This window comes from Burkholderia sp. CpTa8-5, assembly GCF_017815045.1.
Lineage (GTDB): Bacteria > Pseudomonadota > Gammaproteobacteria > Burkholderiales > Burkholderiaceae > Burkholderia > Burkholderia sola.
Genome location: NZ_JAGIQD010000003.1, coordinates 394,652 through 406,757 on the forward strand (window position 1 = coordinate 394,652; position 12,106 = coordinate 406,757).

Annotated in this window: 11 protein-coding genes and 1 pseudogene; 8 read left to right on the top strand and 4 right to left on the bottom strand. The window is 59.3% G+C overall.

Features of this window, described 5'->3' with window-relative positions; translation table 11 throughout:
* Positions 1-14 precede the first annotated feature (14 nt).
* Together J8I35_RS07935 and J8I35_RS07940 are read left to right on the top strand one after the other, a co-directional pair.
* Positions 15-776, top strand: coding sequence for a hypothetical protein (locus J8I35_RS07935; protein ID WP_209924935.1), 762 nt, complete (start codon positions 15-17; stop codon positions 774-776).
* Between the two features lie 1,105 nt (positions 777-1,881).
* Positions 1,882-2,133, top strand: a complete 252-nt coding sequence (locus tag J8I35_RS07940) for a PAAR domain-containing protein (RefSeq protein WP_089469956.1) — start codon at positions 1,882-1,884, stop codon at positions 2,131-2,133.
* Positions 2,134-2,135: 2 nt separating this feature from the next.
* On the opposite strand, the gene tssF is transcribed toward J8I35_RS07940, so the two are convergent.
* Entirely contained in the window at positions 2,136-3,932 is a 1,797-nt protein-coding gene (gene tssF, locus J8I35_RS07945) for a type VI secretion system baseplate subunit TssF (RefSeq protein ID WP_209924936.1), read from the bottom strand.
* A gap of 490 nt (positions 3,933-4,422) precedes the next feature.
* Here tssF and J8I35_RS34575 point away from each other — a divergent pair.
* The 4 genes and pseudogenes from J8I35_RS34575 to J8I35_RS07965 all read left to right on the top strand — a co-directional run.
* Positions 4,423-4,662: pseudogene (locus J8I35_RS34575) on the top strand (hypothetical protein); the annotation flags it as partial.
* A 425-nt stretch (positions 4,663-5,087) separates the two neighbouring features.
* Entirely contained in the window at positions 5,088-6,017 is a 930-nt protein-coding gene (locus J8I35_RS07955; RefSeq protein WP_209924937.1) for an aminoglycoside phosphotransferase family protein, read from the top strand.
* Between the two features lie 42 nt (positions 6,018-6,059).
* A complete protein-coding gene (locus tag J8I35_RS07960) occupies positions 6,060-6,533 on the top strand; it encodes an NUDIX domain-containing protein (protein WP_209924938.1) in 474 nt (157 codons plus the stop codon).
* Positions 6,534-6,536: 3 nt separating this feature from the next.
* Positions 6,537-7,037, top strand: coding sequence for an AAA family ATPase (locus J8I35_RS07965; RefSeq protein ID WP_209924939.1), 501 nt, complete (start codon positions 6,537-6,539; stop codon positions 7,035-7,037).
* A 50-nt stretch (positions 7,038-7,087) separates the two neighbouring features.
* Here J8I35_RS07965 and J8I35_RS07970 read toward each other — a convergent pair whose 3' ends face one another.
* The 3 genes from J8I35_RS07970 to J8I35_RS07980 all read right to left on the bottom strand — a co-directional run bounded on the left by J8I35_RS07970 (position 7,088) and on the right by J8I35_RS07980 (position 10,426).
* Complete coding sequence (locus tag J8I35_RS07970; protein ID WP_209924940.1) at positions 7,088-7,630, bottom strand: cysteine hydrolase family protein; 543 nt, start codon at positions 7,628-7,630, stop codon at positions 7,088-7,090.
* A gap of 242 nt (positions 7,631-7,872) precedes the next feature.
* Positions 7,873-9,198, bottom strand: a complete 1,326-nt coding sequence (locus tag J8I35_RS07975) for an MFS transporter (protein WP_209924941.1) — start codon at positions 9,196-9,198, stop codon at positions 7,873-7,875.
* Positions 9,199-9,241: 43 nt separating this feature from the next.
* On the bottom strand, positions 9,242-10,426 hold the full coding sequence (locus J8I35_RS07980) for a M20 aminoacylase family protein (protein ID WP_050012779.1): 1,185 nt from the start codon (positions 10,424-10,426) through the stop codon (positions 9,242-9,244).
* Between the two features lie 181 nt (positions 10,427-10,607).
* On the opposite strand from J8I35_RS07980, the gene J8I35_RS07985 reads away from it, so the two are divergent.
* The gene (locus J8I35_RS07985) at positions 10,608-11,510 is read left to right on the top strand and encodes a LysR substrate-binding domain-containing protein (RefSeq protein ID WP_050012778.1); all 903 of its coding nucleotides are present in this window, start codon (positions 10,608-10,610) and stop codon (positions 11,508-11,510) included.
* Positions 11,511-11,682: 172 nt separating this feature from the next.
* Positions 11,683-12,003, top strand: coding sequence for a pyrimidine/purine nucleoside phosphorylase (locus tag J8I35_RS07990; RefSeq protein ID WP_006478890.1), 321 nt, complete (start codon positions 11,683-11,685; stop codon positions 12,001-12,003).
* Positions 12,004-12,106: the final 103 nt, after the last annotated feature.

A 12,106-nucleotide genomic window follows, 5' to 3' on the forward strand; every position in this document is an offset into this window, starting at 1 on the left:
TTTGGAAAAGAGATGTGTTGCTCAAATTTGGCTTGATTTCCGCGATTGCAATGACCGCATTATCAGTTGATTCTTCTGAGATTGCCAATGGGCTCTCAATAAATAAAGCAGGGGAAATCCATGATTGCAGCGGTTTGTCAGCATGCAAAGGCATTGAGCCGACTGGCGATCTAAAAAAGGCTATTGATGAGGGTTACGAGAATTTAGCTGTTGTTGATATTTATAAGGATGGAAATAAGGAGATTGCTGCTACGAGTGGTGGGAGCGATGGTTGTTCGAAATTTTTCTCATATGACCGTGCGTCGCACAGATTTTCCGCTTTGAGGTTTTCGGATCGAGATATATGTAATTTCCGAGTCGAGGGCGATAGCTTGATTAGTTCGTATCGGCTTGATGCGAAGCAATATGAGGATATCTATAAGCTTAAAAATGGAAGGTATCAAATCGCAATAACTGATGCATGTATTGGATGCGATGAAGTTTCCCGTTCGGTGTACGCAGATGGGAAAATTTCTGAAAAAATAATCGTTACAAATCAACGGGACTATGCGAGGCGCACGCCGATAACTACGCTGGTTGTAGCGGATAAGGCAAGATTATACGATGATCATTCAGATTCTTCTTCGGCAAAAATGTATTTGCTGAAGGGTGATAAGGTTCAGCTGGCAGATTTTAATAGTGAAGACGGCCTTTGGTATCTCGTTAAATATTTTACGAAGCGGCATGGCGCTATCCTCAAATGGATCAAGTGCGAAGACTTGGCTATATGCAAGTAGGTCGGGAATCTAAAATGGATGGGGTGATATAGATGGTAGTAAAAGGGGGTATGGGTGATTAATCTGATTGGATCGGGGAAGGATGCTTGTTAAGCGAGCATTTGAACAACTTAATTTAAGAAGATGGCTTTATGCGGCAAAAATGCCGCCTGCGCTCTCGAGGCAATGAAGCTGCTGATGGTATGGGTCGAAATTGGCAAAGAATGCATTGCTTGGGGATGGAGTATATACCCCGGGGGAAGGTGTGAATTTGTATACGAATATTTTTTTGTCTTTGTCACTGATTTTTGCTTCGACGTTCTCGTTTGCAAAAGAATGCTCAAAGTCTGCTCCATGTGAATTTTACGTCAACGAGAAATGGGATTTAATGCATCGGTCTGACGGAAATGTCAGTCAGAATGGAAGGAGAATTAATGGTCCATCCATGCGGGGTGTGTATGTTATGTTGCGAGGTAGCCAATACTACCTCGTAAAAGAAAGCGGGACTAACGATAAATCATTCATAGTCGTCAACATTCTAAAATCAGGTGATCGAGTTTTATTTGATCGGGTGATTTATTTTTCGATTGCGATGCAAGCATCCTCGCGGAGGGGATACAATGTTTGGTCGGGCGACGAGCTTGCACTGAAGGTCCCACAGGGGTTGTCGAAATTCTCATGGGACTTGGCATCGCAGTGGCAGAATAATTTTGAACCGAGAGAGGCGTCTTCTCGAAAGATCATAATCCAAGATGATTTCCGATCGGTTGAATCATCTGTTCATGACATCAATGGTAAAATAATTGGGTGCCGTACTTATATCTACCCTACTCAACTTGATGTAACTCCTGAGAGCCTTGCTTGCTTCGAATCTTGCCCGACAAGTCGGGCAAGTTTTTCGGCGCAGCGCGCGGAGGCATTGGGAAATATCCAATCGAACTATCCATTATAAATGAAAGCTCATTGATTATATCGATGCCAGAGTAAGTCAGAAAGATATATTTGTCTGATCGCTAGCGGGTGTCATGGTTGAATATCTAGATGATGCGCACTTGGCTATATGCAAGTAACTTAGATGCTTTAATTGAGTGGGTGATGTGGGTGGCAGCCAGTTGGGGGAATTCGAGTGATTAATTTGATTAGAATTGGCGATGCCACCGACCACGGCGGCAAAGTCGAAACGGGCTCATCGACCATGAAATTCGATGGCCGCTACGTCGCGCGCAAAGGCGACCGCGTATCGTGTCCACAGCACCCCGACGTGTCGCCGAACATCATCGAGGAAGGCGACGAATCGATGAAGGACGACGGAATTCCGATAGCGCGACACGGCCATCGCGCTACATGCGGTTGTCACCTGATTTCAAGCTTGGTGTAACGCTACAACAGCGGCGCGAGGCCCGGTCGCACCGGGCAACGAACGATCACGGAGCCGTCGTTCTTCGACAGCACGACAAGCTGCGTAAAGCCGTTGGCTGGCGCATACCGCGACAGGTATAGGTCCAGCTGAAGGATCAACGTGCCCATGCTGTTTTCAATGAACGCGCTCTCATCTGCCGCCATCACAATTTCGAAGCCTCTCATTAGGGCCGAATGCGGCTTGATCGCCAGTAGTCTCTCGACGACGTTTCTTTTGACGAACGAAATCGCCGCGACGTGTTCGGCGCGTCGATCGTTCGGCGCAAGCTGGCGCATGAATTTCACAAAATCCGGCCACCCCTCGCGCGTCAACTGCGTCAAGTTGGCTGTCGTCAGCGCGAGTACGCGCCACTGCGCTTTCGACTCACGGGACGCGCTATAAGTCGGCGTTGGTTGTTTCAGCAGCGTAATCCTGCAAGGCACGTGATCGTTTTCGTTTTTCAGATCGCCTTTGGGGGAGCCGATCCGCATCCGCGAAGGCCAGTCGCGATTCGTGCAGGTGAGGTCGGCATTCAATTGCAGCGGCGTTTTCGCCACCGCTGTCCCGTCGGCGCGTAGCAGTACGAGCGACGTTTCACGTCCGGGATGATGGATTGCCGCGTAGGGATCGTGGCGCGTGATCCAGAATCGTTCGCCGGCCCCGACGCCCCATGCATTCAGCGACGGAATAGTGGTCCCGTCTGACGGATCGCGAACCGCATCAACCGAATAGATACCGCGTATGTCTGGTCGGCTCGGCTTCGGCACGATGGGATAGTCCGCGACGATTTCGCCGCGCGACGACTTGATGCCCATATGCTTGAACAGGTTCACGATTGGCGTACAGAACAATCGGATATTGTCCGCCGATAGCGGGGTGAGTGCTTGCGCGATGCGAGAATCGGCGTGCATGCCTCCAATCGCCAGATGCAGTGTTACGCGCCGCGCGCGGTTTATTTGGACGGGTTCAAGACATCGGCGCAAATGAATGTCGACAAAATCGAACTTGTCCGGAAATCCGACGTATTCGAGCAGCGGTTGAATCAGCGGCGAGGTTTGGGGTGGTGGCAGCAGCATATCGTCCGGACCGAACCCGACCGGTGTGACCGGTATCCCCGCAATTGGCATCCATCGTCCGCTGTCGTCCGCTTCCACATATGCGCCCCGGACGCGCAGCAGGACCGTATCCAGCAGCGCGACGACTGTCTGGCGTTCCCCAGCGAAATGGACGCGCAGCGTATCGGGCGAAATCGCGCCGAGAGGCGAGGCGGCTACCGTCGACTCAATCGTGATGGAAACGAAGCTGATTATGTTCGGCGGCAATGCGACTTGTGCCGGTGCGACGGTGCTGCGCGAGAATCGAGCGTTTGCGATGCGGATCGGCGCAAGCGTTACGTCATAAGCGGTTCGAAAGCGAACTTCTCCGCCGCGCGACGTGAGTTCCATGCCACGCGGCAAGACGACCGGCTTGCCCGGTAATTCCTTGATCGGATCGAAGTGAGCGATCGAACATGCAGGGAACGGTCGCAAGTAGTGCGGGTGCAAGACATGAAGCAGCGCTTCGGTGAACTTCGGTGCGCCGTCGTCCAGGTTGGCCCGGATTTCGGCTGCAATCAACGCGAACGCCTGCATCATCCGCTGGATGTGTGGGTCTTCCGTCTGTCCGTCTGTAAAGCTCAGGCGGGCGGCAATTCGTGGATACTCGTTGGAGAAGGTTGCGAACTGATCCTCCAGCTTCGTCAGTTCCTGTTCATAGTAGCCGCGCAGCTTGTCGTGCATATCCAACGTCGTAAGGCCTCTGCAGGTCACGACGTGCGTCGTATTGTCCAACGGTCATCGTAGTCGAATCTCCATTGTCCGAGTTCCCGCGGCTCGATTGTTCGACGCCAAAATTTGAGTCTGATGTGATTACGGCAACTGCATGACGGCGGGAAAAAGCCGCTTACGTTCGCATGCGATTGATATTCAGTAACCGATATTGACGGGTTTTGGCATCAGCCGTGGTTCCTTCAATCTCGGCGTGAATATGTTTCGCAATGTGAACTTCGAGCGGCGGCTCGTCGAGATAAAGTCGTGACGCAGCCGCCGACGCGGAACATGATCAGCAGGATGATGTCGGCGAGCGCGCGTTTCTCTTCGTATGGACGTTCGGGGCCGTGAAGCATCCCGGCATGCATGTCGCTGATGAACAGTGTGTGTTGAAGATAGGGGATCGGACATCGCATTCTCCCGAGTGACCGGTACGGACCGAGACACGGAAAGACCCCGTCCGGAACCGGCGGGGCCAGTGAGGCATCTTGCTGAAAGGCGCCGAGGATCTCGGCGGCGGGATGTCGACGGTTTCAATCTGGAAACCGCGTTCCACGTGATGAACGGCCAGACGGGCGGCTGCTATTACGTGAAGGTGGGCGACGGCGGCGGCGATGCGTCGCACGATCCGTCGGGGCACACGATGATGTATGTGCTTGGCACCACGTACAACCTGTCGCAACGCACGCTCCTGTACGGCGCGTGCCGTATCGGCGCTGTCCGTGACGCGACGCGATATGGTCTCAACAAGCGCTCGTCTGCTGCTTCGAGGCCAGTCCTGTTCTCGAAAGTCAGCATGACGCATCGAGCGATCGACAAGGGGAGCTCGGTCAATTTACATTCGCTCAAGTTTTTGCCGGACCAAAAATTCCAAAGCAAGTCACTCCAGTGCCCCGATTCTGAGAAACGTTGGCCGCAACTCCCTCTGGCTGACATCCGCCACGAAGCTCGACGATGGCGCTGCTGGTCTAGCTCCGTGTAATCAGCTCTACGTTGACTCCAACGGCCGGGAATAGGTCTACGCATTTCTTTGACTGCGAGGAAACCGATGCGTAAGCTTCACCGACTCATTGTTCGTTGTGTCGTCTTGATACGTATGGGAGACGTGATGCGGGACCTTGCTCTATGAAAGATTTGTCTGCGTTGCAAAAACTCATCCGAGCCGACAACCTTGGTCTGGTAGTCGAGCGGGATGGCGCATTCGTCGCCGAGGCGCATACCTCGCACGGAAAGGTATTCGTCAAGGCCACGACGAACAGTACGGCTTTCGACCGGCACTGTGAAATCCTCGAAGCACTCGAGGCGAATTCTTTCGCACCGAAAATATTGGAGAAGGCCGTTTGGGGAGAATATGCGGTGGTCGTCTTGAGCGCTATTTCAGGCAAGCGCCTCGATCATGTTCTGAAAAATGCGGAGCAGGAAACGAAGCTTCGGCTCGCCGCGGCCGCAGGTTCTGCTTTAGCGCAACTTCATCGCGCAATCACGCCATCGCGCCTGATGGGGATGACGTTCTGGCAGCAGCGTAACGAGAGGCTGGAGCGTCCTGCCGAATGGCGTGTTCATCTCGACGGGATGGTTTCGAAGTGGCTGTCGCGCCTGAACCAGACGGCTCCTGGCTACCCGGAATACCGCGTTCAGCTGGATAGACTTCGTCATTTCGGCGCTGATCTGCGTGTGCCGTCCGATATCCGCTTGCTGCATTGCGACTACATCGGAAGAAATATCCTGGTCGACTCGGACGATCACGTGTCCGGAATCCTGGATTTCGAGGCCGCGCGTATTGGGGACGCGGCCTATGATCTGGCGAAGATCGTCTGGGTGGATATGGACTTCTCCGACGAAGTGCTGTGCCACGCCTTTCTTGCGGGCTGGGAGGCGACGTACGGTGAGCCGGTACCACGAACGGAATTTCTCTACTATGTCGGCGTGCAATGCTTGGCGGCCATCGCCTGGACGGATAAGAACACACCGCTCGATAACGCGAATGCATTTCGATCAACGGCGATCCAGACGCTGTGCAAGGTGGTCCGCGAGTTGCAATTGATTGTCAGTTGAAGCGTTGTCGGGGTTTGGGCGATTCTTGTCGGAACAGTGACCGTGCAAATCAAAAACAAGGTACTCGTTTATCTTACATGGCGGGATAGACTACTCGTTTTCACGCAACCCAAGTTCCCGGAAGCCGGGAGGCAAGTGGTCGCCGGCACGATGAATCACGGAGAACTGCCAATAGCCGCCGCGCTACGCGAGCTTCGCGAGGAAAGCGGTATCGGCGACGCTCAAGTCGTGCGTGTTCTCGACTGTTACTTCTATTCGATGAAGAAATTCGGAAGAAGCGAGATTCAGCACCGGCATGTCGTGCATGTCATGGTGAGCGACGCCATTGCAATGAAGGCGCATTGGGCGCATTTCGAGAGCGATCCGGGTTCCGGTGGTGAACCCATTGAATTCAGCTTCCAGTGGGTTCCACTTTTTGGAGCGGAATTCACGCTGATCGGTGGCCACGATTTCTTCTTACCCATGCTGAAACACTTCATGCGCGAGCATCAACACGAGCGGTTGAACAGAGACTGAAACATGAAGGTTTGCATCGTAGGCCCGTCGGGTGCGGGGAAAACGACTATTGCCCGGGAGTTGGCTCGGAGGTTCGATACTGACGCGTATGAATTCGACAACGTCTATTGGGACAAGAGCGGTGAAGAGTATGTGAAGAACTCGGATCAGGCGATGGCTGACGCTATCGCGACGATCATCGCCGAAGCCGGCTGGGTCGTCGAAGGCGCGTACGACAAGCGAATGTATCCGCTGCTTGCCGAGTGTTCACTGATCTTGAAGGTCGAAGTCCCGTTCCGTGTGCGCGTGATACGCCTGATCAAGCGCTTCATCGGGGCGACGGTGACCGGAAAGTTACCTAGGGAGACCTTCCGGAACACCATCGAATTGACCAAGTTTTCGTTCCGCTTCGACAAGCGGCTCAGCGATTTTCTGTCCGCGGACGCAGTGCTTTCGACGAAGGTCGTTTCAGTCCGCGACACATCGTCGAGCATTGAAGCAATACGTATGGCAGGGCTCTGCTGACGCTATAGCCGGCCCGCGCTGATCCATCGCGATCCGATCGGCGCCGTGCATCAGAACACGCATGCCTCGGTCTTCGTCAGCACCGCAAACGGGCCCGCCAGCGTCGCATTGTGATGCGCGACGATCCGCTCGGCCGGCAACGCAGGTGTATCCATGCAGGTATGCGCATCGGCAACGAGCACCGCGCGAAAGCCGAGATCGCCGGCCGCGCGGCACGCCGTGTCGACGCAGTACTGCGTCTTCATCCCCGCGATCACGATCTCGCCGATACCGGCCGCATGCAACCACTCGGCGAGCCGCGTGCCCGCGAAGCAACTTGGGCGAGTCTTGTCGAACACGATGTCGCGTGCGGTATCGATCGCAAGCTCCGGCAGCAACGCGGCCAGCGGCGCGTCGGGCGAAATCGGCGAGCCGGCCGGGCCGGTGTGACGCACGGCGAACACGGGCGCGCCGGCTTCATGCGCGCGACGAATCAGCTGGTTGACGTTGGCCAGCACGCGTTCACCGTCATACGGACGATCTGGACCGTGAAACAACCCGACCTGCATGTCGATGACGAGCAGTGCGCGTTTCGGGAAAGGGACTTCGGACATTGCGTTTCTCCTGAGTGGCCGATGCCGACGGAGAAACGGAAAGACCCCGTCCGGAACCGGCGGGGCCTGTGGGAATCGGTGACGCTACGATCTTGCGCGCACTCGCCGCACGGGCCCGCCGAAGGCGGTCGTGCGCGTGGTCGTCGAAAGGGTGATCGTGGCGTTGTGCATTGAATGATCATGCCCGATGCGCGGGCGCGGCGTCAATGACGTACGTCACGCACCCACGCATCGGCCACCGCTCAATCCAGCGCCTTCCCGGCCTTCTCGTCCATGCAACGAATCGCGAGCAGCGTGAACACGCCACACCCGATCGCATACCACGCCGGCGCATTCGGATTCCCGGTCGCCGCGATCAGCCACGTGACGAAGAATTGCGCGAAGCCGCCGAAGATCGCGACGCCGACGCTATACACGAGCGCACCGCCCGTCGCACGCACCGCACGCGGAAACAACTCGCCGAGCATGGCCCCCGTCGCACCGATGTTGATCGCATGCACGATCGACAGCGCGGCGATGATCGACAGCAGCGACGCGGCGCCCGGCCAGCGGTTCAGCGCGATGAACGCCGGGTAGATCGCGGCCATCAGCACGATGCGCGTCCACCAGACGATCCGGTTGCGCCCATACACGTCGGACAGGTGGCCGCCGATCGGCGTCACGAGCATCAGGATCGCGCCGGCGACGCAGCCGGCCGTCATCGACAGCCACGTCGGCAGGTGCAGCACCTGCACGCCGTAGATCGCCATGTAGAACACGATGATGTAGTGGATCGACGTGCCGCCGATCGTCACGCCGAGCCCCGCGAACACGGCTTTGCCGTGATGGCGCAGCACGTCGGCGAGCGGCAGCGACGCAACGGGTTCGTCGTGCTCGGCGGCGGGCGAGGGTGTCGCCGCCGGGACTTCCTCGACGGTGCGTCGCAGCCAGTAACCGAGCGGCACGAACAGCGTGCCGATGATGAACGGCACGCGCCAGCCCCAGCTTTCGAGTTGCGCGGCGCTCAGCGTCGACGTCAGCGCGACGCCGGTGAGCGCGCCCGCGAGCGCGGCGAGCCCTTGGCTCGAGAACTGGAACGACGCATAGAACCCGCGACGATGCTGCGGCGCCTGTTCGAGCAGCAATGTCGTCGAGGCGCCGACTTCGCCGCCCGACGCGAACCCCTGCAGCAGCCGCGCGAGCACGAGCAGCAGCGGCGCGGCGATGCCGATCTGCGCGAAGGTCGGTGCGACCGCGATCGTCGCGGTGCCGAGCGCCATCAGCAGCAGCGTGAGGATCATCGCCTTCTTGCGGCCGGCGCGGTCCGCGTACATGCCGATCACGAGTCCGCCGAGCGGACGCGTGACGAAGCCGACGCCGAAGCTCGCGACCGCGAGCATCAGTTGTCCGAACGACGAATGCACGGGAAAAAACAGCTTGCCGATCAGGATTGCGAAGAAGCTGTAGACCGTGAAGTCGTAGAACTCGAGCGCGTTGCCGACGGCGGCGGCCGCGATCAGCCGACGTTTCTTCGCGGCGGCGCGGGCGTCGACCGGCGTGCCGGCGAACGGAAGGGCGGACGTTTCCATGGGGTTCCCCCGGGTAGGCACGAAACTGCGTGGTGAAGGATCGTCAGGCCGCGAGCCAGGCTTCGGCGACGCGGACCCAGTAGCTCGCGCCGATCGCGAGGATGTCGTCGTTGAAGTCGTAGCCGGGGTTGTGCACCATGCAGCCGCCCTTGCTGCCGATCCCGTTGCCGATGAAGGCGTAGCAGCCGGGGCGTGCTTCGAGCATGAACGCGAAATCCTCGCTGCCCATCAGCGGCGCGGCGTCGGTTTCGACGCGTTCGGCGCCGAGCATCTGGCGCGCGATGTCGGCCGCGAACGCGGTCGGTTCCGCGTGATTGACGAGCACCGGATAGCCGTAGTCGTAGTCGACTTCCGCGGTGACGCCGAAGCTCTCCGCCTGGCCTTTCGCGAGCGCTTCGATACGGCGCGCGAGCAGCGCGCGCACGTCGGCGTTCAGCGCGCGCACCGACAGTTTCATCACGACGGTTTCGGGAATGATGTTGAACGTCTCGCCGGCCTGCACGCTGCCGACGGTGATCACGGCCGCATGCTGTGCATCGACCTCGCGCGCGACGATCGTCTGCAGCGCGACCATGATGCTGCCCGCGGCCGACATCGGATCGCGCGCGAAATGCGGCATCGCGCCGTGGCCGCCGACGCCGCGCAGCGTGATCGTCACGCGGTCGGCCGACGCCATCGCGGCGCCGGTGCGGAACGCCATGTCGCCGGCCGCGCGGCCCGGCATGTTGTGGATCGCGAAGATCGCGTCGCACGGGAAACGATCGAACAGGCCGTCGTCCATCATCGCCTTCGCGCCACCGAAGTTTTCCTCGGCGGGCTGGAAGATCAGGTTCAGCGTGCCGGAGAACCGGCGCGTGGCCGCGAGGTGGCGCGCCGCGCACAGCAGCATCGCGGTGTGGCCGTCATGGCCGCATGCATGCATCTTGTTCGCGTGGCGGCTTGCGTACGGCAGGCCGGTGGTTTCCGCGAGCGGCAACGCGTCCATGTCGGCGCGCAGGCCGACCGTGCGCGCGCCTTGCCCTTCGCGCAGCACGCCCACCACGCCCGTCTTGCCGATGCCGCGATGCACGTCGTAGCCCCAGCCGGTGAGCAACTCGGCGACGAGATCGCTCGTGAGCGTTTCTTCGAATGCGAGTTCGGGATGGGCGTGGATGCGGCGGCGCACCTCGACGAGTTCGGGGGCGATCGCGGCGATGCCGGGGATGACGGGGTTCACGGCTGGCAGCATGGTCTCTCCAGTGGGGCGGGTGGGGCGTTTGACGCGCATATGACGACCAAGCATATAAATTTCTTTTGCGTACCAGAAGCTGCTAAATTGCTTTGGTGCACACCGTCGGTTGTCGCTCGGGAATACCCTGAACCCCTGCGCGGCACGGCGCACAGGGTTTCCACGGATCACGCATTGCCCCATGAAATACCATCAGCTGAAAGCGTTCGTCACCGCCGCGGAGGAAGGCAGCATTCGTGCGGCCGCGCGGCGCCTGAACGTGTCGCCGGCCGCGCTGACGAAGGCGGTCAAGGAGCTGGAGATCGCGCTCGGCGTATCGCTCGTCGTGCGCACCGCGCGCGGCGTGCAGCTCACCGCGTTCGGCCAGCAACTGCAGGTGCGCGCGCGGCTGATCGTCGCGGAAATGCAGCGCGCCCGCGACGACATCGAGCAGGCGCAGGGCGCGATGACAGGCTCCGTCGCGGCGGCGATCACGCCGGCGGCGGCGGTGACGATCCTGCCCGACGCATTCCGTGCATTCCGGCGCCGCTTTCCGGTGGCGCGCGTCAATCTGGTCGAAGGGTTTCCCGGCGTTGCGCTACCGCGCCTGCACGACGGTTCGCTCGATTTCGCGGTGGCCGTCGTCGTGCCGGAGCTGCTGGCGGCCGAGTTCGATCATGCGGAGCTCTATGCGAGCCGCTCGCTGATCGTCGCGCGCAAAGGGCATCCGCTCGCGTCGGCCACGTCGCTCGCCGATCTCGTCGAGGCCGACTGGCTGATGAATCCGTCGCCGGAAAGCTCCACGCAGGTACTGTTCAACTCGTTCGTCGCGTACGGATTGCCGGTGCCGGCGCGTGTCGTCGAGTGCCCGAGCTTCGGTCTCGCGCACAGCCTGATGACCGGTTGCGACCTGATCGCGTCGATGCCCGAGCAATTGCTGCAAGGCGAGTGGGCACGCGATCAGCTCGCGGTGCTGCCGATCCGCGAGCGCTTGCCGGGCGTATCGGTGCAGGTCGTCACGCGCCGCGACAGCCCGCTGACGCCGGCCGCGGCGATGCTGCTCGATTGCCTGCGCGATTCCGCGCGACGCAAGGGATTAAGGTGAGCGTGCGCCCGCAAGGATCACGTAGTGATCCTGACGATCATGGGCCCGGCATGTGCCGGCCGCGCGCCATTCGGGCGCACCTTGCGCGAGCCGGTATCATAGCGGCCGGCCCGCCGCTCCGGCCGGCCGCCAACCACACCGCCATCCGGCATCCAGCAATCAGAGGCATCCCATGACCAGTGCAACCCAATTCGACAACGTATCGGTCGTCAAGCGCGCGAACGTCTATTTCGACGGCAAGTGCGTGTCGCATACCGTGCTCTTCCCGGACGGCACGCGCAAGACGCTCGGCGTGATCCTGCCGTGCGCGCTCAACTTCGGCACGGATGCACCCGAATTGATGGAAGTGCAGGCCGGCAAGTGCCGCGTGAAGCTCGACGGCAGCAGCGAATGGCAGACCTACGGCGCCGGCGAATCATTCTCGGTCCCGGGCAAGAGCCGCTTCGACATCGAAGTGCTCGAGACGCTCGATTACGTCTGCAGCTACCTGTAAGGCGCTTCCCGCGCGGCAAAGAAAAAGGTTCATCGCGGATTACCGGGGAACGCGGCGCGGATCTTGAGGAAGAAGTATTCCTCGTCGCGGTACCCGTAGGCCC